Below are 26908 nucleotides of genomic sequence, written 5' to 3'. Positions count from 1 at the left end.
TCTTTAGGGGCTATGTGAAGATGCAAGGCACACTGCGTAAATTAAAATCGAGCTTAACAGAACCCGTTCAATATCACCTTCCCGTTGGCGATGAGCTAGTTAATTTAAATGCTTTTATAGGTAAAGAACTAACGCTTACATTTAGCGGCACTATTTTGTGTTCTAACTGCGGTAAAAAAACCAAAAAAAGTTATTCTCAAGGCCATTGTTTTGTTTGTATGCGTAAGCTCGCTAGCTGCGACATGTGTATTATGAAACCAGAAACCTGCCACTACGATCAAGGTACATGTCGAGAGCCACAGTGGGGCGAAGCTAATTGTATGATCCCACATTACGTTTACTTAGCTAACACCTCGGGATTAAAAGTAGGTATTACCCGCCATACACAAATACCTACACGTTGGATTGACCAAGGCGCCACTCAAGCTTTACCTATTTTTAAAGTACAAACACGTTTGCAGTCGGGATTGGTAGAGGTTGCATTAGCAGAGTTTATTGCCGATAAAACTAATTGGCGCAACATGTTAAAAGGTCAAAACGAAGCTATAGACTTAAAAGCTGCCGCCGCTGAGCTTATTCCACAAATTAGCGATAAACTAAACGAGCTTAGTGAGCTATTTGGTGCCACAGCCATAGAACAACTTGATGAAGACGTGGTTGATTTAAACTTTCCAGTCACCGAATACCCAACCAAAATCAGCTCATTTAACTTTGATAAAAACCCCGTTGTAAGCGGTATTTTACAAGGTATTAAAGGCCAATATTTAATATTTGATAACGGCGTTATTAATATACGTAAATTTACTTCATACGAAGTAACTGTAGGCTAACCATGTTAAACAGCTTTCCACAGTTAATGGTTATTTATAATGAGCTTGAAGTAGCGCGAAACCAGCAAGAGCAAAATGAGTGCTTACACGGTGTTGCCTTAAGTGAACTAAGTAATGTGAGAGTGCTTAATAAACAAGGTCAATACCTTAACCTACAAGCTCAACCTTGCTTAGCCTTAACCGAAGAGCAGCTAGCACACCTTGTTACTGCTTACCTATTAAATGAAGGGCATTGTTGCCTAGGTAAAATTAAAACGCTAAGTACTTCACAGGCATTTGATTTACTCGGGCTTTAAACATACTTTTAATAACTATTGCTCGCTAAGCACTTTAATATGCGCTACTGCACTTCTACCCAATGCTGATAGCGCATAGCCCCCTTCCAAATACGATATAATTCCCTTACAGCCACTTTCTTTTGTTACTTTGCATAGCTGCTCAGTGAGCCAAATGTAATCGTCTTCCACAAAATTCAGGCTTGCCATGTCATCTTCTACATGTGCGTCAAAACCTGCACTTATAAATAACAGTTCAGGCTTAAAATCCTTTAATTTTGGTAACCATTGGCTATTGAATACCTCTTTTAAATCGTCCCCATTGCTTGCAATAGGTAAAGGCGAATTAACAATATGGTTATTATTTTTAACTGCTGTGTTTGGGTAAAACGGGTATTGAAATAACGAGCAAAGCAGCACCCTTTGATCATCAATAAAAATGTCTTGGGTGCCGTTACCATGGTGTACATCAAAATCGGCAATCGCAATACGTTTGATGCCTTTGCTTTGTGCATACTTAACAGCAATCGCTATGTTATTAAATACGCAAAACCCTGATGACGAGTGCTTATTGGCATGATGTCCTGGCGGACGCACAGAGCAAAATGCCGCGTCGAGTTTATCATCAAGTATTTCATCTACCGCTAAAACCCCGGCCCCCACCGCGCGCTCAATTGCTTTAAATGAGTCAGGGCAAAGCCATGTATCGCCATCGAGATTATTTAAGCCCTCTTGAGGGATTAATCGCTCAACCATATTAACAAGCGCCTCATCATGCGCTAGTAAATAATGTTCTCGATGAGCTTTAGGCGCTTGTAAATGCTTTAACCCCACGTCTACGCCACTGGCAAGCAAGCGGTCAGTTATCGCATCTAAACGTTCTGGGCACTCAGGGTGGTCGTCTATCATTTTATGCTTACGGCAATGTGGATGTGAGATAACTGCAGTACGCATAAAAACTCCAAAAACCAAATAAGTGAAAACTTAATATAACAAAGCCACCCGATGGTGGCTTTGCGACTTTGGTGTATAGCTATATAACTTGAGCGTTAATCATTTAGTTTTTAAATTTAAATTTCTAAAGTCAAAACTAAAGTCGGTCACGGCTGTTGAAACTGCACGCATGTTGGCGCTATTAACACGGTTAGCTGTACTCATTTCAAAACTAATAAACGCATCGGCTTCGAGCAGCTTTTCGTCCCACTTAACAATAAACGTGTTGCCTGTATAGTGCTCAAGTGTGCCTTTTAAGCGTTTTGTGTGCGTAAAATCAATTCGTAATTTACCATCAAGCTCTTCAATAATAACGTCGCCATACCAATCATCGTTTAGTGTACCAGTATAATTTATACTAGGTAGCTGTGGCTGATAATCCGCAGGGGTTGGTGGTGTCGCATTTGCGTATGCTTTTTGCTTACCTTCAAAATGCTTTTTGGCTAAATCTTCAACCCAATCTTTATCCTCTAGGTTGAGCACATCTTCAAGTACTTCGTGGGTAACTGCACTTAAAGCACTAAATGCTTGCTGATTAGACAAAATAACAATACCGATTTTTTTTTCTGGTAGTAACGTAACTTGCGACACCATCCCTAAAATACCGCCACCATGACCTAGCTTTTTAAAGCCGTGGTAATCCTCTATGCTCCAACCTAAACCATAACCTCTAAATTGTTGATGGTATGCCTCAAAGGCACTTTTAGATGCCATAGAGGTAATGTGCGGATGCCACATTTGCGCTTGTTGTTTTTCACTAAACAATTGATCGCCATTAGGCATTTTGCCGCCAGTCAATTGAGTGCGTAGCCATTGGCTCATATCCTCTACACTCGATGCAATAGCACCTGCACCTCTAAAGTCTTCAAGGTAATTAACAAAAAATGGGTGTAAGCTTCCCTCCATTGGAATATGCCCTATTGCCCAGTTTTTATTACTTTTTGGGATACGCGAAAAACCTGCGCGTGAGTTAGTCATTTTTAGCGGCTGTAAAATATGTTTTTCAACGTAATCGTTCCAGCTTATGCCAGATACACGCGCTACAACTTCACCTGCTGTTACAAACATCAGGTTGTTATAAGCGTATTTACTACGAAAACTGCTGGCTGGTTTTAAGTATTTTAAGCCTGATAAAATATCAGAAACTGATTTATCTGTGCTTGGCCAAATCATTAAGTCGCCTTGCCCAAGGCCTAAACCACTACGGTGGCTTAGTAAATCGCGCACTCGCATTTCCCGGGTTACATATGAGTCGTATAATCTAAATTCAGGTAAATGGTCGATTACGCGGTCATCCCAGCGTAATTTCCCCTCATCGACTAATTTAGCTAACGCGGCGCTGGTAAATGCCTTTGTATTTGATGCAATACCAAATAACGTATCTTTATTTACTTCAGCCTTTGTATTTAGGTTTGCGATGCCAAACCCTTTAGCGAGTACAACCTCATCATTTTCAACAATAGCAACGGCCATACCTGGCACATCAAAGCGCGCCATAGAGGTTTTAATGACCTCTTCTATTTTGTTGGTATCAACCTGTGCCCAAGTATTAAAAGTAGCACTGGCCAGTAGTGTAAAAGCCGCTAAATTAGTCAGTTTCATGTTAGTCCTTTTATTATTGATGCACTGCAAATTCAATTGCTGCGCGTTCTTTATTAGGATCGCTCTTTTGTGGGCGATTAAGTATTGCATCACTGTAAGCCTTTGGTACGCCCGCTTCAAGTGCTCCGCGATGAACATGTTTAACGTACCAATCGTAGGGTAAAACGTCCTCGTCGTGTGTATTTGCAATATAACAATGGGTATCAATTGTTTGCCCATTTAACAGCTCAACCGTTATATCTACACAATCGTAACCTGGGCCTTCTATCGCATCTAAAGTGAGTTTTTCGTCAGTGTTAACCTCATAGACCACACCGTATACTAAGGCATCTGCTTTATCAGTTTTTTGAATACTGCATTTACCCGAACCATCAGAAAAAAGCATATCAAAGGTTAGCTCATACCCTTTAAGGATTGCTGTGCCCACACGCTTTGCGTTTGGCAAACGTGCCAACAAACGATTAGACGACATGTTAGATCCAAACGAAAAATTATATAAAGGCATGTTTACTCCTGCTTGTATTACATAAATTGAACAAGTTAAATAACAACACGTACAGCCAACGCAATTAAAATAACGCCAATACCTCGGTCAAACCAGTAGCCGCGTTGCTGAAAAAAATCACGCACGCAGGCTTTAGAAAGTACCAACGAAAGCGCAGAAAACCACGCCCATGTTGCAAGCGCCATATAAATACCATAACCAATTTGTACACTCACTGGCGTTGTTTGACTTATTACTAAGGTAAATAACGACATAAAAAAGAGCGTGGCTTTTGGGTTCAGTGCGTTAGTGAAAAAACCGCGTCTAAAAGCAACCCAAATAGACTCCTCTGGAGCTGTTTGGTTATCAATATCATTGGTTGATGATGCGCCCGGCTTAGCCGCTCTTAGTGCTTGTATTCCAAGATAAGCCAAATAAGCGCCTGCTACATATTTAAGTGCCATAAACAAACTAGGCGATTGAGACAAAATAAGCGCCACACCCATTACACAATAAGCTATGTGCAACAAAATAGCACCGCCAACACCTGCACTTGTCCACAATGCGTTTCGCCTACCTTGTTGCACACTTTGCTTTAGCACAACAGCAAAGTCAGGGCCTGGGCTCGCTACTGCAAAGAAGTGAGCAATAACAATTAATAAAAATTCATCTAAATAGTCCAAACTTATCCCTGCTAGTTAGGTGCATACGCCAGTAATAACGGGTTTGCCGACTCACTCACCAGCGCTTTAATTTCTTTTTGCGCTTTTTTGAATTGGCTTCGTAAATGGGGCTTTAAATGTTTTTTAGATACGTTGTCTTTTTTGAAGTAGCAAACCAAAGCATGCATAAATACCGTATGTGTTTCGCTCAATTGTGCTTCACGGTTAGCGTACGGGTTGTAACATGAGCCGCACCCGCCTTTAAACTGATACACCGTATTGCTCATCATGACACCAAAACCTAAGAAACAGGCAAGCGCATCAGCAGCTTGGGGTAAAAAGTCCTTCCCCCCTGGAGGCAATACACCCACATGATGAATCATAATAGTAGCCAGTGTTCCGGCAAAACTGGCAACTAAATCTTGGGGTTGATTTATTTGATTAGGGTTAAATGAAATATTAATAGCATGGCTCGGCGGCACAATTAACTCACAGCGCTCACCACGTATTACACTACTAAACTCAAAACGAGGAAACACTTGTGGCTGTAATTGCTGAGGCGCAACTAATTGAATTGGCCATGCACTCATTCCCGCATACGTAGTTACTCGCTTAAATACGCTGGTGGCCATTTGCTCAATACTTGATACCGAATCAGGAAAATATTGCCCTGTAGGCAATATTATTTGCGTATGTTTAGTAAAAAACTCAGCATCAAAATTTTCTACAGCCCAAATAAAAGTATCAATAAGCCATTCCTGCTCTTGTTGCTCTAACAAAGGCGCTGATTTAAATAACGCTAACATAGTGTACTCTTAATTTAATTATTCTTGCTCTTGTGCCCACTGCCATGCTTTCGTGTTATATAAAGGCACAGTAGATAATGCATGATGATGACTGCCGCTCGACTCTTTTGTTGAATACGACAAATATAATAATGTGCGAGTTTTAGCGTCGTATATTCGGCGCACCTTTAACGATTTAAATAAAATGCTCTTTGATGACTTAAACACCACCTCACCAGACTTACTACGATCAATTTCTTGTAATTGCTCCGCAGTGATTGGCCCTGTTTGACGACACGCAATCGACATGTCTGACGGGTCAGAAAAGTCTAAATCGGCCTCAACATGACTAATATGACACGTCACTCCTTTAATGATCGGATCTTGCTGTGAGTTCACCACCACATCTTTTGTAGTAAACAAACCTAAACTCACCGACGCCACATCATCAGAGCAGGCACTTAACGTAATTACTGCTCCCATTAGCACGGCTAAATGTTTTATTTTTTGCTGAAATTTCATACTCATCCTTAATTTAAGCTAGGTTTTTTTACACGCTTATTTTAATAAGCTTGGGTTCACCTGTGTGTTTTTATACTAACATCAAAAATCAGCACAACTAAATTAGTTTAAAACAAACATTTTAGCCGTATGGGGTTTAGCGAGCCGTCGTGTATTTGTTACAATTAACGACACGCTTAATGCCGTAACCAACAGGAACCACCCGCATGCCGCACATTATTATTGAGCACTCAGAAGACCTCCCTGTATTACCTCAAGTACTGGTAGAAAAAATCCATAAATGCACATTCGAAAGTGGTTTATTTGATTTAGAAACTATAAAAACTCGCGCAGTTGCATATCAGCAGTATCAATTGGGTGTGGGTAAAGAAGGGTTTATACATGTGCAAGCACACATTATGGCAGGGCGAACAGTAGAGCAAAAGCAAACTCTGAGTGAGCACCTACTTGCGTGTTTAAAAACCTATTGTAGGGAGTCTGACAGTTTAAGCGTTAATATTTACGACATGGACCACGAGATATATCGTAAAAATTAACACAATTCAGGCCTTGTACTCATCATCACAAGGCCACTCGTCTTCAGTCAAAATATGCTTTGCCAATAGCGATGCCCTAAGAGCCATTATTTTACTTTTTAACTCATCACGTATCAGCCTTATTGCAGGCGAAATAAACTGCCGGCTCGGAAGCACTAACCACATTTCTGTTAAGGGTATTTTATAATCGGGTATTATTCGTTTGAGCTTACCGCTAAGCAAATCATCTGCTACATCAATGGCTGACTTTTTTGCAATCCCAGCACCATCAACACACCAGCGTCTAACAATATCACCATCGTTTACAGCTCTATCGCTGTTCATTTTAACTTTGTATTGCTGTGTATTATCATAAAACTCCCAATCAGCGTGCACTACTTCGTAAAGTTTGTAGAGTAATGCGTTGTGCTCGCTCAAATCGTTCGGCACTAACGGCTCGCCATTCAGTTTTAAGTAACTAGGTGAAGCGCACACCACGTGTGGAATATTACAAATTTTAAATCCATATAAATTAAGCTCCTCAGCTACACCTTTTTTCATCGCTCTTAATGCAACATCAATTCCATCACGATAAAAATCAGCACGGCTATCACTTGCATGCAACCTCAAAGTTATAGAACTATGATTATCCATAAGCTCATTAAGCAAAACACGCATTAAATTACGTCCCATTTCAGACGAAACAGCCATTCGCACTTCGCCTGTAATACACTCCTGCTTTTCATTAATAACCGCTTGCCCTTGCATTAGTAGCCCAAGCGCCTGTTCGCATAATGGTAAGTAACGCTCACCTTCAGCGGTCAATCTTATCTTTCTAGTAGTGCGAACAAATAGTTGTGTACCAAGAGCTTGCTCTATTCGTTTAATAGAGACACTCGCTGCCGACGAGCTCATATCCAACTGATGCGCAGCCGCTGTTATTGATTGAAGCTGCGCAACTTTTAGTAATACGCGTAAATCTGCAATTTTCATATCCGCCCCTTTATAAAGCTATTCGTTGATGCTGCCAATTATCCACGTTTTAACGAAACTGTATTAAACATTAGCCTGTTTATGGAATGAAAAATACTCGCTATTGTGTCTCTATCCCAACGCAAAGGAAAATATTTATGAAATGTAGAATTGTCCTATCAGCTTTAATACTCACAACTTCGCTTATATCTGTACCTACTTTTGCAGACGAGCACGAATCAAAAGTAATACCTGCAAACAAAGTCAAATGGGGCTATTTAAACCCATTAAGAGGCGAGCAAAGTCCCGGTGCAGCCGATTTATGGGGCGATCGTACCGCAGATACTGCGACAGGTATGCTAGTACGCTTTAAAAAAGGGTTCGAGTCCCCGCCGCATATTCATAACATTACTTACCGAGGTATTGTAATTGAAGGCCAAATGCACAATGACGACCCCACAGCTGAAAAAATGTGGATGCCTGCGGGATCATTTTGGACACAACCTGCCGGTGAAAACCATACTACTGCAGCCAATGGCACTACAAATCTAATTTACCTAGAAATAGACTCAGGCCCTTATTTAGTAAAACCAACAAACAAACAGTTTGATAATGGTGAACGCCCATTAAACGTACATAAAGACAACTTAGTTTGGCTAGACAAAAGCGACGTAAGCAATATTAATGCTAAAGGTGTAAAAACAACCTACCTTTGGGGAGACACCGAGACAATGTACGGCTCAATGATAAAACTACCAGCCGGGTTTAAGGGGGAAATTAGCACAAATGCGGATGAGTTTCGTGCAGTGATAATTGCAGGCAACGTGCAATACAGCTCAAAAAGTAACTCACAAAACTTAAGTGCAGGTAGCTTTGTAGAATCTGGGGGTAAATTCATTCACTCGCTTGAGAACACAAGCGATATACCAGCAACTATTTACATTCGCAGCAATGGCTTATACCACGTAAATTAGCGTGTTATAGCTACGTAAAAACTAAAAAGCGCACTAATAAGTGCGCTCATTTAACTGCTTGTGATCAAAAGCTGTAACGTGCAGTTAAGCTAATATAATCTAAATCATCTATTGTGGTGTAGCTAGTACCTACAGAGAAATTTGTATTAACATAGTAACGAGCACCTAAAGTGATAGCTGTTTCACTGTCATCTGCAATATCAATGTAACTTAAGCGGCCATCAATTTCGATGCTATCAGTTAGCATTGATCTAACACCAACAGATAATCCATAGCCATTTTCATCATCCGACAAATCAGTACCGCTGAACGATACTTCAGTTTCAATGTTTTCGTACGTTACTAAACCATAAAAGTCAGTGCTTTCACTAATTGCAGTACGGTAACCCACGCCTGCGCTCAACCAATTTAGATCTACATCCAAACCATCTTCTGAGTCGCCTACAGTCTTATATTGACCAGACACAAAAAAGTTATCGCCCAGTAATTTACTACCATCAAGCGTCCAACCGTTTAAATCATCGCCATCAAGATCTGCATTTAAATAACCGCCAGACACATAATTAAAGTTAGGTGTTTCTGCAAATGCAGCAGGGGTGACAAAAACTGAGCTTAATAATAAGAGTGCGACTTTATTCATTTTCATGGTACTTCCTTTTAGATATATTTTAACAACATATTGTTGTACCCAATAAAATACACAGCTATATATTTGATTGCAATTAGAAATTTTATAGATTAATTAAAAATCAATATATCAACCAATAAAGGATAATAATGTAGAGCTTTGGATTTTAAGTGCGTAAAAATTTAATAGGGATCTACTTGGAAAGTGGTGGCCCCTCCCAGACTCGAACTGGGGACCTAACGATTATGAGTCGTGTGCTCTAACCAACTGAGCTAAGGGGCCAACTTTATATAACTGCAAGGCAGTTAATTTTTGAAGCGTTCAGCCACAGAGCGACTAAAGCGGGTTGCAGTATAAAAACTTTTTTAGGGCTTGTCACTACCAAAAACCTTTATTTTAACAATCAATAAGCTAACTGCTTAAATTGTAATCTTTTAAAGAGTGTGAATGGGTAAATTTGGGGAGTTTTAGGAAAATAAAGTAAAAATGATTAAAAGTAATATTTATTAATAGAATGCGCTGAGCGATATTTACTTACAACTGGCGTAAACATAACTCAGCTGCGCATTATTTTTTAGCAATAATATAAATTGCATGTATTAACCCAGGGAAGTAACCCAATAGCGTTAATAAAATATTAATCCAAAAATGCATACCTAAGCCCACTTGTAAAAAAACACCTAGTGGTGGTAGCAAAACAGACAGTATTATGCGAATGATATCCATTATTTAGCTCCTTCAAACAGTTAAAAACAAAAAGCCCAGCAATGCTGGGCTTTGAGTATAACGTTATTCAGCTACGATAGATAAGTTATCTACCACATCACGTACGTCTTCAGCATTTTTTGCAATTTCGATTGCTAATTGCTTTTCCGCTGATGATTCAACTGAGCCGTTTAATGTAACAACACCATTATCGGTATCTACATCAATATCGGTTCCACCTACTTCAGAATCAAATAGGAAACGTGTTGTAATAACGGTGGTGATTTTAGCGTCCGTTAGGTCGTTATCATCATCCATCATTTTAGAATCTGTGTGTTTAGCGCTCATGTTTTTAACAACGGTTAGGCTGTTTTCAACTTCCATGACGCCATCTAGACTAAGTACAAGCTCTTCTGCTAGCTCTTTCTCTACTTCGCTATCAACTTTACCTGTAAGTACTACCTTGCCATTTGTTACATCAGTGTTTATGTCAAAGTTGTTTAGGTCTGTGTTCATTAGAAGCACAGTTTCTGCCTTGCCATCAATCCAAGCATCTTTACTTTCGTTTTCCCAGCTGTTTGCTTGTGCACCCATTGCTGTTGTACCAAGAACTAACGCGGCGATAATAGATTTGTTAAATATTTTCATAATCTTTCTCCTTTTGATTAAAGACACTTTAACTAATGCGAACATCAAGCCAACTTTATTTACTATTAAAAATCATGAACTTAACGAAAAACATAGACTCTTATAGGTTTAACGCATTCCCCCTATTTACAGGCAAGTGAGTAAAACTTTCTCAAAGTGTGAAAATTACTAGATTATTGCTATTTTGGTTAATGTATCGTTAATATAACAACTAAACAAAAAACCTTTAAAAATTAAACTATTGATAATAAACAAAATTAATTTTGGTATACGGTTTGCTAACTAGTTAACTAATTGCAAATACAATTAAGGAATGCCCCATGTCTGTAAAAGTTGAAGACCGCCCAATAGAGCAAGTACGCGAACAAGTGATTGATCAGTTAATTTATAACTATAGCCATGGCGTTATATCGGTTGAGGCATTTGAAAGACGATTAGACAAAGCAATGGATGCAAAAGACAATTCTGTGCTGCTTACGTTAGTAGAAGACTTAACACTTAATACCGACAAGCAATACAAAGCTGAAAAGCAATCGCAGTTTACGCCTAATTACAGTGCTCAACAAAATAGCGATGACGACATTACATTGCGCAGTATTTTGGGTTCAAACGAGAGAAGCGGACAATGGGTGGTCCCTAAAAATATTTACCTAAATAATTATATGGGCTCTGTGGTGCTTGATTTCACCGACGCTATCTTTACGCATCAAAACGTGACAATTCATGTTAATTGTATTTTTGGTAGCGACGAAATTTACGTACCCGAGCATGTTAATGTTGTGTCCAAAATGTTTTGTATTTTAAGCACGCTAGAAAACAAATCAGTAACATTAAATAAGCGTCAAGGTCCTACCATTCATATTGAAGGCAAAGCGATACTAGGGTCGGTTGAAGTAAAGATAAAACGTACCATAAAAGAAAAATTCATGAGCTTTGCAAACGATTTAAAGTCACAGCTAGGAGTCAGCAGTAAATAAGTGCAACTGTATTTGCTTTAATATGGCTGCTTTTGGCAGCCATATAGTGACGGGCTTATAAATCATTATTTCGTTCTGCAGGTATATCCGACAAGTACTCTACAAACTCAACTTCAAAGCCCGAAGGGTCTCTGAAGTAGATATTTTTTCTAAATGGATTTTCATTGCCTTGCTTATGAACTGAAAAACCCGCTTTATTTAAACGAGACACCGTATTATCTAAATTAGCTGTCACGTAAGCAAAGTGAGCAAACCCAACCTGATGCCCTGAAAGCGCTCTGTTTTCACCCTCACCATGATCGCTCATTGCTATGTATTGCGTGTCGTCACCAAAGTGGACCCAACGCCTTGGTTTTCCGTACCATTCACCCCGCCCTTCACTTCGTATTACCCAGTGGGGGAAAATGGCTTGGTAAAAGCGAATCATGGTATCAATGTTTTTAACAACTAAATTTACGTGTTCTAAATACATACTGTTTCCTTGTGAGTTAATTTAAACACACAATAAAACCTCAAGCTAACTTTAGGTAAAGCGCTTTTTTTAAATTTTTAGTGGGTCATTAAAAATACACTTTTGTTTTAATTAAATGTGCAACACTTTCAAGGCTGTACAAAAAACACCCACAAGTATTTAGGGTTTATTGTTTACTTTATGTCAAAAGTCGCTAAAATACGCCGGCTGAAAATACAAACGTTCTTTTACAACCCAAAGGTAACTCCATGCATCCAATGTTAAACATTGCGGTTCGCGCTGCGCGTAACGCAGGCAAAATTTTACTTCGCGCTGGCGAAGATTTATCAAAAGTTGAAGTGCAACAAAAAGGCGCTAACGACTTAGTAACTAATATTGATAAAGAAGCCGAAGCCGTAATCCGTGACACTATTTTACAGTCTTACCCTACTCACTCTGTTGTGGGCGAAGAGCTAGGTGAACACAAAGGCAAGGATGATGATTACCAATGGATTGTAGATCCTATCGATGGAACAACAAACTTCATCAAAGGTATTCCACATTACGCAATCTCTATTGCACTTAAAGTTAAAGGTCGTTTAGACCAAGCCGTTATTTATGATCCGATTCGCGGTGAGCTTTTTACTGCATCTAAAGGTCAAGGCGCACAACTTAACAGCAAACGTTTACGCGTGAGTAAAACAACCGTTCTTGCTGGTACAGTATTGGCAACGGGCTTCCCTTTTAAGCATAAACAACATACAGATGCATACACTGAAGCGTTTAAAGCGTTATTTGTTCACACTGCAGATATTCGTCGCGCAGGTTGTTCTGCACTAGACATGGCGTACGTTGCTGCTGGCCGTGTTGATGGCTTTTTTGAAATTGGCTTAAAACCTTGGCACTCTGCTGCAGGCGAGCTTATGGTTAAAGAAGCGGGTGGTATGGTTGTCGATTTTGCTGGTGGTAATAACTACAACCACAGTGGCAATATCATCTGTGGCGCGCCAAAACTGACTCAAGCGATTATTCGTGAAATTCGTCCAGTGTTAACTGAGTCGTTACTTCGCTAATAAATTGCTTTTACCAATATAATTGGTGCAACAAAAAAGGAGCCTAGGCTCCTTTTTTGTTTTTAAAAATATGGGTTTATTAGCTTAATCTCTATAGTTTCCCCTTTTGTATAGGGAAGGGAATTTAAATCTGTAGCAAAGTATTCATAAAATAACGCATCAAACTCGCCGTTTTGCTGCATTATTTTAATTCCCTGCTCAAGCGCTTTAGCCAACTCAGGCTTATCCTTAGACACAAAATAATATAGCGCTGTTGGGTAGCTAATATATAAATTAGGCACAATACGTAAATTTTTGTGATCTAGCTCTAAAAGCTCAGAATTGACTTCAATAAATGATCGCGGAAAGTAATCTATGCGGCCTTGGCTAGTAAGCGCAAACATGGCTTTTAAGTTTGATAATGGCCTCACGTTTAAACCATTATTAACCAATATGCGTGTATCAGGCCAATCATGCCCCTGTACCGAGCTCAGTTTTGATAATTGCTCAAGCGTTTTTATGTCTTTAAATTTATCTAAATTCTGTTTATTTGTAACTAATGCTCTTTTGCCTATATACCCTTTGAACAATGGAATTTTAATGGCCGTGGCTAATGACTCTCGTTCAGGGCTGCTCATACTCCAGTATAAATCAAGCGAGCTATCATCAAGTGACATTAAATTGCGTTGCTGATGCGGGTGTACAGCAACACGTTCTATTTCGACAGGATACTGGGCTCTTATCAATGCCTTGGTTAGCATGTCATTGAGGTAATCATCACGGGCAAAATGCGCATGTTGATCTTTCGGAATTTTTACAATATTAACTTCGCTTGCTACAACACTTCCAATAAACAAGCTCACTACACATACGATACACTTTAATGGCAACATCATGATAACCTATTAGTAAATTACCTTTTTACTATTTGCTAATCGCTACTACTGGAGGCGCTGGGCGCCTTCGCTTGCATGTAAAAAGATAGCTATGACGAAATCGTTTGGCTTCTTTCTTTGCATCCGTTGCTAATGCTGCAACCTGATGGCTATTTTTGCACTGCTGTAAATCGGGTTCAACTAATCCGATAGATAAGGTGAGTAACGGTACAAACTGCTTTTCACCTTCACGATTTGTAGCCCAATACCCTTTGCTAGCTATGTGATCGGGCGTAAAAAAAGCACGAGAACGATGTTCAAACTTTTCAATAATACGATTACAAATACTTACCGCATCGCTTTGGTCAAAAACAACCATAAAGTCGTCACCACCAATGTGTCCTACAAAGTTAGCACTATTTGTACAGGCTTGCACTGTTACATCAGCCAATAATTTAATGACACTATCACCACTCGCGTAGCCATAAAGATCGTTAAACTGTTTAAAGTGATTCAGGTCAATATAAGCAAGATGAAATTTATTTTTATTACGTAACCTATGCTCTATAGCTTCGTTTATTGCGACATTGCCTGGCAACATTGTTAGCGGGTTTGCATGTTGTGCGTGGCGAATTTTTTCTTCTGTTATATGTTTTAAAATGTCTCTAAGAGGCGCAAGCCCTAAATAATTGCCGCCTCTAGTAATCACAATATGGCGCCTAATATCGAAGTCTTGCTCAGTTATTTGCTTACTCACCGTATCTAGCTTTTGGTCCTCAGCAACAATCAGAGGTTGTTTATCCATTAACTCTATAACAGGGCGCTTATCATAAAGAGCATGACCATAGGGTGCTGCAAATACCTCGGTAAGTTGGTCTTTATGTAGTAGGCCCACTGGCTGACTCTGTTGATTGATTACAGGTATGCTAATAATGGCTTTGTCTTGCTCAAAAAGTAAATGAGCGTCTTTGCATCGGGTATCACTTGCTATGGCCTTTTGTGGTTGGCTTAGCGCGCCAATCGCCATTGACTGATCAAACTGATCACATAATTTAAATGTAAGTGCTTGTATTTGAGCAGAGCTAAAATCACGACTTGGTTGCAAGTTCGGTCGTTCAAATAAAAAACCTTGTACATTATTAATGCCTAAACTTTCAACCAGTGCGAGTTCCTCAGAGCGCTCTATGCCTTCGGCAATTACTAATGTGTTTGTTGCTTTAGCTAAAACAATAATTGATTTTAAAAACTCCTTTTTAACCTCACTCTGATCGCAATGGTCGATAAAATAACGATCTATTTTTACATAGTCAGGACGCAGTGCAGACCATTGCTTTAAGCCAGAGTACCCAGCACCTAAATCATCAATTGCAATGGTAAAACCGAGCTCTCGGTAATGCGCAATGGTTTTAAGTAATAAGTCGTCGTTATCTACTTTGTCTTGCTCTGTTACTTCTATAACAACACGATTAGTCGCTAAACCAAACTGCTCGGTTAGGTGGCGTGTTTCGCCTTTTGGGTGGCAAGGGTCTAGTAGCGTTTTTGGACTCACATTTAAAAAAAGCTTACCTTGCAAATTTAGCTTAACAAAGTTTTCTATTGCCTTTGAGCGGCATAGTAGCTCTAGCTCAGAAATAAGACCCTCTTGATGCGCAGCTTTAAAGAGCTTATTGGGCATTTCTAATGGGCTATTTTGTGGACCACGGCTAAGCGCCTCGTAACCAAGAATGAGCTGACCAGATATATCTAAAATAGGCTGAAATAACGTGGTTACTTCCCCACTATCTAAAATAGCCTCTAAGGCTTGTCGTTGAAGGGTCACTACTGGCTCAATTATTATTTTAAATAGAGCAACAAAATATCAATTCTGTATGACATTTTTATTTCAAGCCCCTATATTACAGGCAATAAAAAACCGCTCATAGAGCGGTTTTTTTTAATGCATTTAAGATTATGGCATTGCCATCGGATCTTGATCTGCACCTTCTTTTTCTATCACTTCTGGTATTAAATCTTCTTTACTTACTCCCATTGCAAGTGCAACCGAGCTTGCAACATATACAGAAGAATATGTACCAATAAATACACCAAACAATAATGCAGTAGCAAAACCATGAATGGTTTGTCCACCCCATACAAACAATGCAATCAATACCAAAATTGTGGTGATTGATGTAACAAGTGTACGGTTAAGTGTTTGCGTAAGTGAAATATCAATAATTTCAACGGTATCGTCGATGCGTACTTTTCGGAAGTTTTCACGAATACGGTCAGATACAACAATAGTATCGTTGAGTGAGTAACCGATTACCGCCAATATTGCCGCTAATATAGTTAAATCAAACTCTAAACCCAGTACTGAAAACAAACCTAAAGTGATAATTACATCGTGTAATAGTGCGCCTACAGCACCCACAGCAAAACGCCATTCAAAACGAAATGCAACGTAAATTAAGATACAAATAAGTGCAGTTAACATGGCTAGGCCACCCTGCTCTTTCAAGTCTTCACCGACACTTGGGCCAACAAACTCAATACGACGCATGACTACGCTGTCGTCCGCTTTTTTCAGTGCATCAATTACTTGGTTACCAATTACTTCAGCTTTAACATCGCTTCCACGTGGAGCTAAGCGCACTAATATATCTTGGCTCGAACCAAATAGCTGCACTGATGCATCAGCAAAGCCATTTTCACCAAGTACATTACGCACTTTTTTAAGATCAGCCGGTTGAGAAAAACCCACTTCTACCGCGGTGCCGCCGGTAAAATCAAGACCAAAATTTAAGCCCTTCGTAAACATTGATACTATCGACGCTACAATTAATAGCGTAGAAAAGCCCATTGCCACTTTTCGAAGAGACATGAAACGAAGGGTTCTGCTACCCAAACTTAAAATTTGCATGTCTGCTCCTTAAATAGAAAGTTTATCAATGCGTTTACCACCAATAAATAAGTTGATCACCGCTCGGGTACCAACAATGGCTGTAAACATTGAAGTTAAAATACCAATAGCTAATGTAACGGCAAAGCCTGCAATTGGGCCCGTGCCCACTGCAAACAATATAACTGCCGCAATTAACGTAGTGATATTGGCATCAAATATAGTACTGAATGCGCTATCGTAACCGAAATGAACGGCTTGTTGCGGGCTACGACCATCGGCCAGCTCTTCACGGATACGTTCAAAAATAAGTACGTTAGCATCAACCGCCATACCAACTGTCAGTACAATACCTGCAATACCCGGCAAGGTTAACGTAGCGCCTGGAATAAGTGACATTATGCCAACAATAAGCACCAAGTTGGCAGCAAGCGCTAAGTTAGCCACTAAGCCAAACCCTTTGTAATAAATAAGCATAAAGGCAAGTACAAACGCAAAACCAAGTGCAACCGCAGTCATACCTGCTTCAATGTTTTCTTGGCCTAAGCTTGGCCCCACTGTACGCTCTTCAACAATTTGAATTGGCGCAACAAGTGCACCTGCGCGAAGCAGTAAACTTAAGTTATGTGCTTCAGCTGGGTTATCAATACCTGTAATACGAAAAGAGCGGTCTAAACGAGCTTGAATTGTTGCCACGTTAATAACTTCTTCTACCTTAATAGGTGGAAGTGCTTTACCATTTTCGTCTTTTTTACCTGATGGTTTGTATTCAATAAATACCGTTGCCATGCGTTTGCCAATTGCACGCTTAGTAAAGGCATTCATTTTTGAACCGCCTTTGCTGTCGAGTGAAATGCTTACTTGTGGGCGTTGGTATTCATCTGCGCCTGATTGAGCGCCAGTGATATGGCTACCTTCAAGAATGATGCGTTTTTTAAGTACCACAGGGTAACCGTCGCGGCTCATGATCATTTCAGTGCCTGCAGGGATACGGCCCTGAGCGGCAGCGCTTGGATCGGCGTTTTCGTCTACTTCACGAAACTCAAGCGTTGCTGTCGCGCCTAAAATTTCTTTAGCACGAGCGGTATCTTGCACACCAGGTAATTGAACAATTATACGTTCAGCACCTTGGCGCTGTACGTTTGGCTCTGCAACACCAATTTGGTTGATACGATTACGAATGATTGTTTCGTTTTGCTTGATGGCGTAGTCACGAATCTCTTTCAGCTTTTGCTCACTCATAGTGGCAAAAAATGCATTATCGTTACTGCTGTCATCAATGTATACGTTAAGTGGGTAACGAGATTCTAAAAAGCGCTCTGCAGCATTTTTATCTTCTTCATTACGCATTTCAACACGCATACGGTCGGAGCCAGCCACGCGACGAACGCTGCGATAACGAAGTTTTTCTTCGCGTAGATCGCTACGGAAATCTTGCTCCATTTGCTCAAGCTGGTTATCAACCGCTGTTGCCATGTCGATTTCCATGGTGAAATGTACGCCACCACTTAAATCTAGACCTAACTTCATTGGATTTCCGCCAAGGGATTTTAACCAAAGAGGTTGAGCCGGCGCCATATTAATGGCTGAAATGTAATCGTCACTTAGCGAGTCACGCAATAAATCTTGTGCTTTTAATTGCTCTTCAACATTTTTAAAACGAACAAGTATTTGCCCGCCTTCAAGCTTAGTTGATTTAACTGCTACGTTATGTTTTTTAAGGGTTGCGTTTACTTTGTCTACTACACTGAGATCAACATCAGCACCTTTAGCGCCCGAAACTTGTATAGCCGGGTCACGGCCATACAAGTTTGGAGAGGCATATAAAAGGCCAATGGCAACCACAGCTAAAACAAGTAAATACTTCCACACTGGAAACTTGTTTAACACGGGGTCGTCCTTATTATTTTTATAGCGACTTCATTGTGCCTTTTGGCAATACAGCAGATACAGACGCTTTTTGAACTGTAACTTCTGCTTGCTCATTTAAAGAGATAACGATGAAATCTTTATCTTCTGCAATTTTAACAATTTTACCTACTAAACCACCTTGGGTTAGTACTTCATCGCCTTTAGCCATCGCATTCATTAAGCCTTTATGCTCTTTAACACGCTTAGCTTGTGGGCGGTAAATTAAAAAGTAAAAAACTAAACCGAAAATAGCTAACATGATTAGCATTTCCATGCCGCCACCGGCTGCAGGTGCGCCAGCTGATGCGTGTGCGTTTGAAATAAATAAACTCATAATACTTCCTCTTTAAATTTAAAGTTTAATTTTTTATATCTGCAAGCTCTGGCACTTCTTGGCCGCGGCGAGCGTAAAAATCTTTTACAAATTCTTCTAGTTTACCTTCGCTAATTGCATTGCGCAGGCCTTCCATAACACGTTGATAGTAACGTAAGTTATGTATTGTGTTTAGTCGTGCACCTAAAATTTCATTACATTTATCAAGGTGATGTAAATAAGCACGCGAGTAATTTTTACACGTATGGCAATCACAATCAGGGTCGAGTGGACCGGTATCTGTTTTGTGCACTGCGTTACGTATTTTAATAATACCAGTGGTAATAAATAAGTGACCATTACGTGCATTACGCGTTGGCATAACACAGTCAAACATATCTATGCCACGGCGTACCGATTCAACCAAATCTTCTGGCTTGCCAACACCCATTAAGTAACGCGGCTTATTTTCAGGCATTTTGTACGCACAATGATCAAGAATATTCATCATTTCGTTTTTAGGTTCACCAACTGACAAACCACCCAATGCATAGCCGTCAAAGCCAATCTCTTCTAAACCGGCTTGTGATTGTGCACGTAATTCTGGGTACATACCACCTTGAATAATACCAAATAACGCAGAAGGGTTATCGCCGTGACCTTCTTTTGAGCGTTTAGCCCAACGAAGAGACAACTCCATAGAGTCTTTAGCTTCTTTTTCAGTAGCAGGGTATGGTGTACATTCGTCAAATATCATTACAATATCTGACCCTAAATCACGTTGCACTTCCATTGATTTTTCTGGCGACATCATTATTTGGTCACCGTTTACAGGTGACTGAAACAAAACACCTTCTTCGGTAATTTTACGCATTGCGCCAAGACTAAATACTTGGAAGCCGCCTGAGTCAGTTAAAATTGGGAAGTCCCAATTCATAAAGTCGTGCAAATCACCGTGCTGTTTAATAATTTCAGTACCAGGGCGAAGCATTAAGTGAAAGGTATTACCTAAACAAATTTGCGCACCTGTTGCTTTAACTTCATCAGGTGTCATGCCTTTAACAGTACCGTAAGTACCTACTGGCATAAATGCAGGTGTTTCTATTACACCACGGTCAAAAATCAAGCGGCCACGGCGCGCTTTACCGTCGGTGCGGTCTAATTCAAATTTCATATCATCCTCAATGTCGGAAAAACAGTCCAACAAGCTATAATTTAACCGCTCGATTCTACCCTTTTTGCACTGCTAATACTATTAGCTGCGGTAAATTCGCTCGTTATAATCATATGCAACTAAAAACCCCAGCAAGTATGCTGGGGTTGAGTGTTAGTTATATTTGATAATAAATAAAACAGCGCTATTTACGTGTTAAAAACATAGCATCGCCATAACTAAAAAAGTGATATTTTTGTTCTATTGCTGTGTTGTAGGCACCCATTATGTTGTCTTGTCCGCTGAACGCGCTCACCAACATAATTAACGTTGACTCAGGTAAATGGAAATTAGTGACCATGGCATCGACGACGTTAAATTGGTAACCCGGAAAAATAAAAATATCGGTATCGCCAAAGTAAGTATCTAATTTACCGCCATGTATTTTTGCAGCTGATTCAAGCGAACGCATTGATGTAGTACCAACAGCAATCACTCGCCCACCGCTCGCTTTAGTCTGTGCTACAGCGTCCACAACATCTTGTGGTACTTCAATGTATTCTGAGTGCATGACGTGTTCGTCAATGGTCTCTACACGTACCGGCTGAAATGTACCTGCGCCTACGTGTAACGTGACAAAGGCCATGTTTACACCTTTATTTTTAAGCGCAGCCATAAGCGGCTCGTCAAAATGTAAGCCCGCTGTAGGTGCTGCCACAGCCCCTGGTTTTTCACCATATACTGTTTGATAACGTTCGCGGTCAGCTTCGTCATCTGGTCGGTCAATATAAGGCGGTAACGGCATGTGACCAATATCGTTAAGTGTATCGAGTACATTTTTGCTGTGATCAAATTCCAGCTCAAATAAGGTGTCGTGACGGGCAATCATAGTGGCTTTAGCTTTGCCTTCTAAAATAACCTCATTGCCTGGTTTTAATGATTTACTTGCACGAACATGAGCAAGCACACGGTGTTCATCCAATACTCGTTCTACAAGTACCTCAACCTTACCGCCCGATGCTTTTTGGCCAAACATACGTGCTGGTATTACTCGCGTATTATTAAAGATGAGTAAGTCGTTTTCGTTAACTAGCTCAAGAATATCACTAAATACTTTATGGCTTATCTCCCCTGTTGGACCATCGAGGCTTAATAAGCGGCTACTCGTACGATCTTTTTTTGGAAAGCGAGCAATTAATTCATCGGGTAAGTCAAAACTAAAGTCAGCTACGCGCATAGTTGGTAATCCACATCATTAAAAATCGCGCCAAGTGTATATCTATCGTCAATTAAGCTCAAGAAGCCAATCCAACTACTGTAAACCTGAGCATCCCTCTATTCGGGGGGATTATTCAAATCTACTTGTTCTTACTAACAAAACTTATTACCCTTAGTAATGGTAGTAAATTACGATTTTTAGGATCTCCTGCGTGGCAGAACAATTAAATTTGCTGATTTTAAATGCAAGCCGTGCTGAGCGCAGGGTGATTAAAGATACTTTAAAAAAGCTTAACGTATTTAGCTTTATCGAAGCAAATGATAGCCAGGAAGCTCTTAAAACTCTTAAGCAACAACCGGTTGATATTATTATCACTGGATTAAATGTGGGTAAAATAGACGGTTGGCGTTTTTCTCGTATGATTCGCTCAGGGCTATTAAAAACCCCTAAAAACACCCCTATTTTGTTGATGCCCCCGACTTACTGCGAACGAATTGCAGAAACAACCGCCCGTAGTTACGGAATCGACGCTGTTTTACCGTTTGAAAACCAAGATATGCTACCGCAAGTTCTGGCTAATGTTTTATCTACACATTTAGAAAAAAGCAGTCGACTAAACCTACTTTTGTTAGAGCCCCAGACAAATAAAGCGGAGTCTATAACTGAAGAACTAAAACTAAATTTTGCTATTACACATGTCACAACGTGTAAAGCCGCACTGAACCAGTACAACCAACAACAGTTCTCAATCGTACTGCTTGATACCACTCAAGAAAAAACCGATGAATCTAGCTTGCTTGTCGAAAATATTTTACAACATAACCCAAAGCAAGCCATTGTTACTATTATAGATAGCGCTGATGCAGATTATGCCGAACAGCTTTTGTTATCGGGCGTAACCGATTTTATTCGCGCCCCTTACGAACCTTCATTTTTAAATAAAGTATGTGATCATGCCGCTCGTCGAGAAGACTTTATGGTGAGCTACGCTGAATTTGCTCAAAAAGTAGAGCAGTTAAGCGTAAGCGAAGTGAGGTATAAAGAACTATTCTCAGCTCATCAGCGCATATTATTGCACCTTAATACTGTTGTTCTTGAGCTCGACCAGTTAGGAAAAATTCGCTTTATAAATCCAGCCTGGGAAACCTTAAGTGGTTTTGGCGTTAAAACAAGCCTGCAAAAAAGCCTAACGCAATTTTATACTGGTGAATGTCAGATAAAGCTCAAAGCAACCATCGACGATATACTCGGTGGTGGGAACGATCATCAGCAAATAGAAATAAAACTCCAACATAAAAACGGTGGCCAAATTTGGGTTGAATGTAGGTTGCAGCTAATTAAAAACAGACGCAATAATGCAACGATCACTGTCACTATTGATAACATTCACGAGCGTAAGCAAGCCGAACTTCAATTACGCCACCTTGCGCTGCATGATCCATTAACTGGCCTACACAACCGATACCACTTTGACCAAGAGCTAAGTCGTATTTGTAAACCCAAACATACTCACAGCGATGTTGAGCATGCCTTGATTTACATTGACCTTGATCATTTTAAAATTATTAATGATAGCCAAGGTCATCATCAAGGCGACTTGGTGTTAAAAGATGTGGCTCAGCTGTTTAAAGACAACATTGAAAAAGAACACTTAGTATGTCGCATTGGTGGCGATGAATTTGCCGTCATTCTAAAAAATATGAACCTACTCGATGCGCACCTTATTGCAGAAGGTGTCTGTAGTGCCATAGAGCAGCATACCTTTAAGTCAAACGAGCAAAGCTACACAATAAGCTGCTCTATCGGCTTAACGCAAATTACAGTAAACAATAACGACCCTAATGAGTGTTTAAAACAAGCCGACATTGCTTTGTATATTGCAAAAAACTTAGGCCGTAACTTAGTACATTGCTATTCAAAAGAAGATGCGCACAACAATACACTTCAAACAGGTCTTGAGTGGGGACACGAAATCCGCCAAGCACTTCAACAGAATAATATTGAATTGCATTACCAGCCTATATGGGATTTTAAAGCAGAAAAAGTTGCTTACTTTGAGGCACTATTGCGCTTAAAGCATGAAGGCACTCTTATTTACCCTAATCAGTTTATTCCGTCTCTAGAAATGCTTAACGACACCTTTTTAATGGATCAGTGCGTAATTAGAAATGCAATTGCCAGTGTTGCAAAATACCCTCAACTTAGCCAAGTTGCTATTAATCTATCTGCACAATCATTCTTAGATGAACGGCTGCTACCACTCATTGAATCGAACCTTGAAAAGTACAATGTTCCCGCCACACGGATTATTTTTGAGATCACCGAATCCGCAAGCATAAATAACATACAAGCTACACGTAAGATGATTGATAAACTTAACTCTTTAGGGTGTCACTTCTCAATAGACGATTTTGGGACTGGCTTTAGTACCTTTAGTTACCTAAAACAGCTGCCTGCTCAACATGTGAAAATAGATGGCTCGTTTGTTCGCGACATGCTTAATGACCCCATTGACCTTGCTTTGGTAAAAGCAATTAACGACATTAGTCGCTCACTCGATAAATATTCTGTTGCGGAATACGTTGAAAATAAAGAATTATTTACTACTTTAAGAGACATTGGTGTCGACTACGGACAAGGCTACTTTATTGCTCGCCCCGTTCCTGTTGAAAAAATAAATGATGAGCTTGAAAAAATTTATCAAAATAAAAGTATTTACCAACAGTAGCCTAGGTTAAAACTAACAAATTCGAACAATTTAACGTCACTTTTTTCTTCCATTATTTTCTTTCTTGCCTATACTTTCTTTATCAGATAAAGAGGATGTCATGTAATTTAAAGGATTACGCTGTATAAACATGACATCAACCCCCAGTCAATACATGGTTGATTACAAGTTACAAGGGTTTTAGGGAGGAAGGTATGGCGCAACTAGTTATATTATTACTGATAATTCACCTTATTATTGCGTACCAATGTTACAGGTATTCAAGTTTAAAAGGTTACCCCGTCAAAGTATTTACCGTATTAGGATGCGTGCCCTACTTTAATGTAGTGGTATGGATTTACTTACTTTTTTTACCTGAACTGGAGCCATTTGAAAGCCATGTTCAAAGTCAAAAGCAGCCATTGTAGGCTGCTTTAATTTTTTAATAGCGGTTAACTTTAATTGCTTGGCTCATTAAAGTTTAAACTACATTGGCGTTGTAAAAACACCTCAAGCTGCTGGCTAAACAATTTAAAATCGCGAATACGTCCAGTAGTTTTTCGCCAAAGAATACCAATATCTCTGTAAGCATCGCTTTGCGACGGTGTGGCTACCATCTGTTTATTTTCTAAAATACCGGCATTAATGGCCATTTGTGGTAAAAAGGTCACCCCGAGCTGGTGTTCAACCATACTGAGTAATGTATGTAAGCTGGCCGCTTCAAATGGGTTAATACAGCTTGAGCGGTTTAAATGGCACGCACTCAGCGCGTGACCCGTCATACAGTGCTCTCGCTCTAACAAAAACACACTGGCATCAGGTAATAGGTTAAAGTCTTCTACGCCCTTTGCAGGCATATAATCTTTATGGTGCACTAAGCTAAAATGATCTTTTGCTAAAATTTGGGTATGGAACTTGTCGGTTGCATACGGTAATGCCAGTAACGCTAAGTCAATGTGCCCATGCTCTAGCTTATCCAGTAATTTGTCGCTGGTATCCTCAATTAGTACCAACTCTAATTCACAAAAAGTTTGCTGACAAAAGTGATACAAAGGCGCTGCAATAAAGCTTGCAATAGTAGGAATAACGCCTACGGTTAACTTACCGCTAAGGGGCGTTAAAAAGCTTTTTGTAAGCTCTTTTAAACTAATAGTGTCGTTGATTATTTTTCGTGAACGCTCAACAACCTCTTCACCTATGCTTGTAAACATAAGGCTTCGGTTTTCACGCTCAATAAGTTGGCAACCTAGCGTTTCTTCAAGGTTTTGAATGGCACTGCTTAGTGTCGACTGGCCAATAAAGCAGGCACTGGCTGCACGGCCAAAATGCTGATGCTGATGAACAGCGAGTAAATACTGAAGCTGTTTAATACTTGGAAGATTGGTCATTTTTTCTTTCCACAAATAAAAAGACCCCAATACCTAGGGCATTGAGATCTTTTCAAGCTAAAAGTCTTTTAGTACTTTTTTGTTAAACCCCAAATGCGGTTCTCAGTACGTAGAAGATAACAATAGCAAGGGCAGCACCAACTGGCAACGTTATTACCCAAGAAACTACAATGTTTCTGATAACGCTCATGTTAAGTGCACCAATACCACGTGCCATACCTACACCTAGTACCGCACCCACTAAGGTTTGAGTAGTAGAGATTGGCATACCAGTTCCTGATGCAATAACAACAGTAGAAGCAGCGGCAAGTTCTGCAGCAAAACCACGGCTAGGCGTTAAATGTGTAATGCCTTCACCAATTGTTTTAATTACTTTTTTACCTAAAATGGCAAGACCTGCAACAATACCAAAGCCACCTAGTGGAAGAATCCACCATGCAATTGCTGCCTTCTTAGCAATTTCACCGTTGTTTTCAACAATATTTACAACAGCAGCTAGTGGACCAATTGCATTAGCAACATCGTTAGAACCGTGAGCAAATGCCATACAACAAGCGGTTAACACCATTAATACCGCAAACACTTTTTCTACGTTATTAAATTGCATTTGCTTATCAGCTTTAGGATCGATGTTTAAGCGAGAAATAGCAATTTTACCAATGATGGCAACAACCACTGCAACACCAATTGAAAGCGCATAGCCTTCAACTGAACCTAGGTTAATACCAACGTGCTTTAAACCTTTTTTGATTGTAACTAAAGCCATGATAAAACCCGCTAAACCCATGTAGATTGGTACGTAGCGTTTAGCGTTCTTTAATGGTGCATCTGTATCAAATATAAGCTTTTGCGCGCTCATGAATATTAGATACGCAATAAAGCCGGATATAGCTGGTGTAATGATCCAGCTTCCTACAATGCCGCCTACTTTATTCCACTGGATTGCTTCTGTACCCACAGCTACTAGCGCAAAACCAATGATTGCACCAATAATAGAGTGAGTTGTTGATACTGGCCAACCTAAAAATGAAGCGATTAGTAGCCATGAACCCGCGGCAAATAGCGCGGCAATCATACCTAAAACCATCAGTTCAGGAATATTCGCAAACGGTGCAGCATCAATTATTCCTTTACGAATAGTTGATGTAACTTCACCACCTGCCAAATAAGCACCTGCAAACTCAAAAATCATAGCTATTAAAATAGCTTGTTTGATTGTTAATGCTTTTGAACCTACAGATGTACCCATGGCGTTCGCAACGTCGTTCGCGCCAATACCATAAGCCATGAAAAAACCAACAGCTGCGGCAATTAAAACTAATACCGTGCCGTAAGATGCAATGATATCCATTGTATAACCTTAATCTTTCGTGTTTGAACTGATTT

Annotated in this window: 28 protein-coding genes and 1 tRNA gene; 8 read left to right on the top strand and 21 right to left on the bottom strand. The window is 39.9% G+C overall.

What is annotated here, in order from left to right; translation table 11 throughout:
- Positions 1–20: 20 nt before the first annotated feature.
- Together MTF67_RS11200 and MTF67_RS11195 are read left to right on the top strand one after the other, a co-directional pair.
- Positions 21–830, top strand: a complete 810-nt coding sequence (locus tag MTF67_RS11200) for a DUF2797 domain-containing protein (protein WP_006791167.1) — start codon at positions 21–23, stop codon at positions 828–830.
- 2 nt (positions 831–832) lie between these two features.
- The gene (locus MTF67_RS11195; protein WP_039037992.1) at positions 833–1126 is read left to right on the top strand and encodes a DUF4144 family protein; all 294 of its coding nucleotides are present in this window, start codon (positions 833–835) and stop codon (positions 1124–1126) included.
- Between the two features lie 15 nt (positions 1127–1141).
- On the opposite strand, the gene MTF67_RS11190 is transcribed toward MTF67_RS11195, so the two are convergent.
- From MTF67_RS11190 to MTF67_RS11165, 6 genes are all read right to left on the bottom strand, one after another.
- Positions 1142–2059, bottom strand: coding sequence for a histone deacetylase family protein (locus tag MTF67_RS11190; protein ID WP_039037991.1), 918 nt, complete (start codon positions 2057–2059; stop codon positions 1142–1144).
- A 99-nt stretch (positions 2060–2158) separates the two neighbouring features.
- The gene (locus MTF67_RS11185) at positions 2159–3700 is read right to left on the bottom strand and encodes a serine hydrolase (protein ID WP_248519559.1); all 1542 of its coding nucleotides are present in this window, start codon (positions 3698–3700) and stop codon (positions 2159–2161) included.
- A 13-nt stretch (positions 3701–3713) separates the two neighbouring features.
- Positions 3714–4205, bottom strand: a complete 492-nt coding sequence (locus MTF67_RS11180) for a gamma-glutamylcyclotransferase family protein (RefSeq protein ID WP_008128736.1) — start codon at positions 4203–4205, stop codon at positions 3714–3716.
- Between the two features lie 35 nt (positions 4206–4240).
- On the bottom strand, positions 4241–4867 hold the full coding sequence (locus MTF67_RS11175) for a LysE family transporter (protein WP_008128734.1): 627 nt from the start codon (positions 4865–4867) through the stop codon (positions 4241–4243).
- Positions 4868–4878: 11 nt separating this feature from the next.
- Positions 4879–5652: a hypothetical protein gene (locus MTF67_RS11170; protein WP_248519558.1), complete on the bottom strand. Its 774-nt coding sequence runs from the start codon at positions 5650–5652 to the stop codon at positions 4879–4881.
- Between the two features lie 18 nt (positions 5653–5670).
- Complete coding sequence (locus MTF67_RS11165; RefSeq protein WP_006791174.1) at positions 5671–6153, bottom strand: CreA family protein; 483 nt, start codon at positions 6151–6153, stop codon at positions 5671–5673.
- Positions 6154–6359: 206 nt separating this feature from the next.
- On the opposite strand from MTF67_RS11165, the gene MTF67_RS11160 reads away from it, so the two are divergent.
- Positions 6360–6689 (top strand): 5-carboxymethyl-2-hydroxymuconate Delta-isomerase, encoded by a 330-nt coding sequence (locus tag MTF67_RS11160; RefSeq protein ID WP_006791175.1) that lies wholly within the window; start codon positions 6360–6362, stop codon positions 6687–6689.
- 6 nt (positions 6690–6695) lie between these two features.
- Here the strand turns inward: MTF67_RS11160 and MTF67_RS11155 are convergent, their stop codons facing one another.
- Positions 6696–7661, bottom strand: a complete 966-nt coding sequence (locus tag MTF67_RS11155) for a LysR family transcriptional regulator (protein ID WP_039037988.1) — start codon at positions 7659–7661, stop codon at positions 6696–6698.
- Between the two features lie 137 nt (positions 7662–7798).
- Here MTF67_RS11155 and MTF67_RS11150 point away from each other — a divergent pair, with 137 nt between their 5' ends.
- Positions 7799–8614, top strand: coding sequence for a DUF4437 domain-containing protein (locus tag MTF67_RS11150; protein WP_039037987.1), 816 nt, complete (start codon positions 7799–7801; stop codon positions 8612–8614).
- 64 nt (positions 8615–8678) lie between these two features.
- Here the strand turns inward: MTF67_RS11150 and MTF67_RS11145 are convergent, their stop codons facing one another.
- The 4 genes from MTF67_RS11145 to MTF67_RS11130 all read right to left on the bottom strand — a co-directional run bounded on the left by MTF67_RS11145 (position 8679) and on the right by MTF67_RS11130 (position 10595).
- Complete coding sequence (locus MTF67_RS11145) at positions 8679–9260, bottom strand: porin family protein (RefSeq protein ID WP_058429645.1); 582 nt, start codon at positions 9258–9260, stop codon at positions 8679–8681.
- Between the two features lie 187 nt (positions 9261–9447).
- Positions 9448–9524: transfer RNA gene (locus tag MTF67_RS11140), tRNA-Ile, on the bottom strand.
- A gap of 285 nt (positions 9525–9809) precedes the next feature.
- Positions 9810–9968 carry a YqaE/Pmp3 family membrane protein gene (locus MTF67_RS11135; RefSeq protein ID WP_006791179.1) on the bottom strand — a complete coding sequence of 53 codons (159 nt, stop codon included), beginning with the start codon at positions 9966–9968 and terminating at the stop codon, positions 9810–9812.
- A gap of 63 nt (positions 9969–10031) precedes the next feature.
- Entirely contained in the window at positions 10032–10595 is a 564-nt protein-coding gene (locus tag MTF67_RS11130; protein WP_248519557.1) for a BON domain-containing protein, read from the bottom strand.
- A 320-nt stretch (positions 10596–10915) separates the two neighbouring features.
- Here MTF67_RS11130 and MTF67_RS11125 point away from each other — a divergent pair, with 320 nt between their 5' ends.
- Positions 10916–11572, top strand: a complete 657-nt coding sequence (locus MTF67_RS11125) for a LiaF domain-containing protein (protein ID WP_243531813.1) — start codon at positions 10916–10918, stop codon at positions 11570–11572.
- Between the two features lie 55 nt (positions 11573–11627).
- Here MTF67_RS11125 and MTF67_RS11120 read toward each other — a convergent pair whose 3' ends face one another.
- Entirely contained in the window at positions 11628–12044 is a 417-nt protein-coding gene (locus MTF67_RS11120) for a VOC family protein (RefSeq protein ID WP_006791182.1), read from the bottom strand.
- A gap of 248 nt (positions 12045–12292) precedes the next feature.
- Between MTF67_RS11120 and suhB the strand changes: the two genes are divergently transcribed.
- Positions 12293–13096: an inositol-1-monophosphatase gene (gene suhB / locus MTF67_RS11115; RefSeq protein ID WP_006791183.1), complete on the top strand. Its 804-nt coding sequence runs from the start codon at positions 12293–12295 to the stop codon at positions 13094–13096.
- A 62-nt stretch (positions 13097–13158) separates the two neighbouring features.
- Here suhB and MTF67_RS11110 read toward each other — a convergent pair whose 3' ends face one another.
- The 7 genes from MTF67_RS11110 to queA form a co-directional block, all read right to left on the bottom strand.
- The gene (locus MTF67_RS11110; RefSeq protein WP_248519643.1) at positions 13159–13968 is read right to left on the bottom strand and encodes a transporter substrate-binding domain-containing protein; all 810 of its coding nucleotides are present in this window, start codon (positions 13966–13968) and stop codon (positions 13159–13161) included.
- Positions 13969–13999: 31 nt separating this feature from the next.
- Positions 14000–15769 (bottom strand): bifunctional diguanylate cyclase/phosphodiesterase, encoded by a 1770-nt coding sequence (locus tag MTF67_RS11105; protein WP_248519556.1) that lies wholly within the window; start codon positions 15767–15769, stop codon positions 14000–14002.
- A gap of 129 nt (positions 15770–15898) precedes the next feature.
- Entirely contained in the window at positions 15899–16852 is a 954-nt protein-coding gene (secF, locus tag MTF67_RS11100; RefSeq protein WP_006791186.1) for a protein translocase subunit SecF, read from the bottom strand.
- 9 nt (positions 16853–16861) lie between these two features.
- Positions 16862–18721, bottom strand: coding sequence for a protein translocase subunit SecD (secD, locus tag MTF67_RS11095; RefSeq protein WP_006791187.1), 1860 nt, complete (start codon positions 18719–18721; stop codon positions 16862–16864).
- A 19-nt stretch (positions 18722–18740) separates the two neighbouring features.
- Positions 18741–19076, bottom strand: a complete 336-nt coding sequence (yajC, locus tag MTF67_RS11090; protein WP_006791188.1) for a preprotein translocase subunit YajC — start codon at positions 19074–19076, stop codon at positions 18741–18743.
- 25 nt (positions 19077–19101) lie between these two features.
- Complete coding sequence (gene tgt, locus MTF67_RS11085) at positions 19102–20229, bottom strand: tRNA guanosine(34) transglycosylase Tgt (RefSeq protein ID WP_006791189.1); 1128 nt, start codon at positions 20227–20229, stop codon at positions 19102–19104.
- 184 nt (positions 20230–20413) lie between these two features.
- Positions 20414–21445 (bottom strand): tRNA preQ1(34) S-adenosylmethionine ribosyltransferase-isomerase QueA, encoded by a 1032-nt coding sequence (gene queA / locus MTF67_RS11080; protein ID WP_248519555.1) that lies wholly within the window; start codon positions 21443–21445, stop codon positions 20414–20416.
- A gap of 193 nt (positions 21446–21638) precedes the next feature.
- On the opposite strand from queA, the gene MTF67_RS11075 reads away from it, so the two are divergent.
- Together MTF67_RS11075 and MTF67_RS11070 are read left to right on the top strand one after the other, a co-directional pair.
- Positions 21639–24155, top strand: a complete 2517-nt coding sequence (locus MTF67_RS11075; RefSeq protein WP_248519554.1) for an EAL domain-containing protein — start codon at positions 21639–21641, stop codon at positions 24153–24155.
- 194 nt (positions 24156–24349) lie between these two features.
- Complete coding sequence (locus tag MTF67_RS11070) at positions 24350–24562, top strand: hypothetical protein (protein ID WP_006791192.1); 213 nt, start codon at positions 24350–24352, stop codon at positions 24560–24562.
- A gap of 30 nt (positions 24563–24592) precedes the next feature.
- Here MTF67_RS11070 and MTF67_RS11065 read toward each other — a convergent pair whose 3' ends face one another.
- Positions 24593–25522, bottom strand: coding sequence for a hydrogen peroxide-inducible genes activator (locus MTF67_RS11065; protein WP_006791193.1), 930 nt, complete (start codon positions 25520–25522; stop codon positions 24593–24595).
- Between the two features lie 82 nt (positions 25523–25604).
- Entirely contained in the window at positions 25605–26873 is a 1269-nt protein-coding gene (locus MTF67_RS11060) for an inorganic phosphate transporter (protein ID WP_008130472.1), read from the bottom strand.
- Between the last annotated feature and the right edge of the window lie 35 nt (positions 26874–26908).

This window comes from Pseudoalteromonas sp. 2CM32C (genome assembly GCF_023161925.1).
In the GTDB taxonomy this organism is placed as follows: Bacteria; Pseudomonadota; Gammaproteobacteria; order Enterobacterales; family Alteromonadaceae; genus Pseudoalteromonas; species Pseudoalteromonas marina.
This window is presented reverse-complemented; position numbering and strand designations above follow the sequence as displayed.

Coding starts and splice junctions, on each gene's coding strand:
- MTF67_RS11145 (WP_058429645.1), bottom strand. CDS start 9,260: ATGAAAATGAATAAAGTCGCACTCTTATTATTAAGCTCAGTTTTTGTC.
- MTF67_RS11185 (WP_248519559.1), bottom strand. CDS start 3,700: ATGAAACTGACTAATTTAGCGGCTTTTACACTACTGGCCAGTGCTACT.
- suhB (WP_006791183.1), top strand. CDS start 12,293: ATGCATCCAATGTTAAACATTGCGGTTCGCGCTGCGCGTAACGCAGGC.
- MTF67_RS11155 (WP_039037988.1), bottom strand. CDS start 7,661: ATGAAAATTGCAGATTTACGCGTATTACTAAAAGTTGCGCAGCTTCAA.
- tgt (WP_006791189.1), bottom strand. CDS start 20,229: ATGAAATTTGAATTAGACCGCACCGACGGTAAAGCGCGCCGTGGCCGC.
- MTF67_RS11125 (WP_243531813.1), top strand. CDS start 10,916: ATGTCTGTAAAAGTTGAAGACCGCCCAATAGAGCAAGTACGCGAACAA.
- MTF67_RS11170 (WP_248519558.1), bottom strand. CDS start 5,652: ATGTTAGCGTTATTTAAATCAGCGCCTTTGTTAGAGCAACAAGAGCAG.
- yajC (WP_006791188.1), bottom strand. CDS start 19,076: ATGAGTTTATTTATTTCAAACGCACACGCATCAGCTGGCGCACCTGCA.
- MTF67_RS11190 (WP_039037991.1), bottom strand. CDS start 2,059: ATGCGTACTGCAGTTATCTCACATCCACATTGCCGTAAGCATAAAATG.
- MTF67_RS11150 (WP_039037987.1), top strand. CDS start 7,799: ATGAAATGTAGAATTGTCCTATCAGCTTTAATACTCACAACTTCGCTT.
- MTF67_RS11060 (WP_008130472.1), bottom strand. CDS start 26,873: ATGGATATCATTGCATCTTACGGCACGGTATTAGTTTTAATTGCCGCA.
- queA (WP_248519555.1), bottom strand. CDS start 21,445: ATGCGCGTAGCTGACTTTAGTTTTGACTTACCCGATGAATTAATTGCT.
- MTF67_RS11120 (WP_006791182.1), bottom strand. CDS start 12,044: ATGTATTTAGAACACGTAAATTTAGTTGTTAAAAACATTGATACCATG.
- MTF67_RS11130 (WP_248519557.1), bottom strand. CDS start 10,595: ATGAAAATATTTAACAAATCTATTATCGCCGCGTTAGTTCTTGGTACA.
- MTF67_RS11110 (WP_248519643.1), bottom strand. CDS start 13,968: ATGTTGCCATTAAAGTGTATCGTATGTGTAGTGAGCTTGTTTATTGGA.
- MTF67_RS11200 (WP_006791167.1), top strand. CDS start 21: ATGCAAGGCACACTGCGTAAATTAAAATCGAGCTTAACAGAACCCGTT.
- MTF67_RS11160 (WP_006791175.1), top strand. CDS start 6,360: ATGCCGCACATTATTATTGAGCACTCAGAAGACCTCCCTGTATTACCT.
- MTF67_RS11065 (WP_006791193.1), bottom strand. CDS start 25,522: ATGACCAATCTTCCAAGTATTAAACAGCTTCAGTATTTACTCGCTGTT.
- secF (WP_006791186.1), bottom strand. CDS start 16,852: ATGCAAATTTTAAGTTTGGGTAGCAGAACCCTTCGTTTCATGTCTCTT.
- MTF67_RS11195 (WP_039037992.1), top strand. CDS start 833: ATGTTAAACAGCTTTCCACAGTTAATGGTTATTTATAATGAGCTTGAA.
- MTF67_RS11070 (WP_006791192.1), top strand. CDS start 24,350: ATGGCGCAACTAGTTATATTATTACTGATAATTCACCTTATTATTGCG.
- MTF67_RS11180 (WP_008128736.1), bottom strand. CDS start 4,205: ATGCCTTTATATAATTTTTCGTTTGGATCTAACATGTCGTCTAATCGT.
- MTF67_RS11165 (WP_006791174.1), bottom strand. CDS start 6,153: ATGAAATTTCAGCAAAAAATAAAACATTTAGCCGTGCTAATGGGAGCA.
- MTF67_RS11135 (WP_006791179.1), bottom strand. CDS start 9,968: ATGGATATCATTCGCATAATACTGTCTGTTTTGCTACCACCACTAGGT.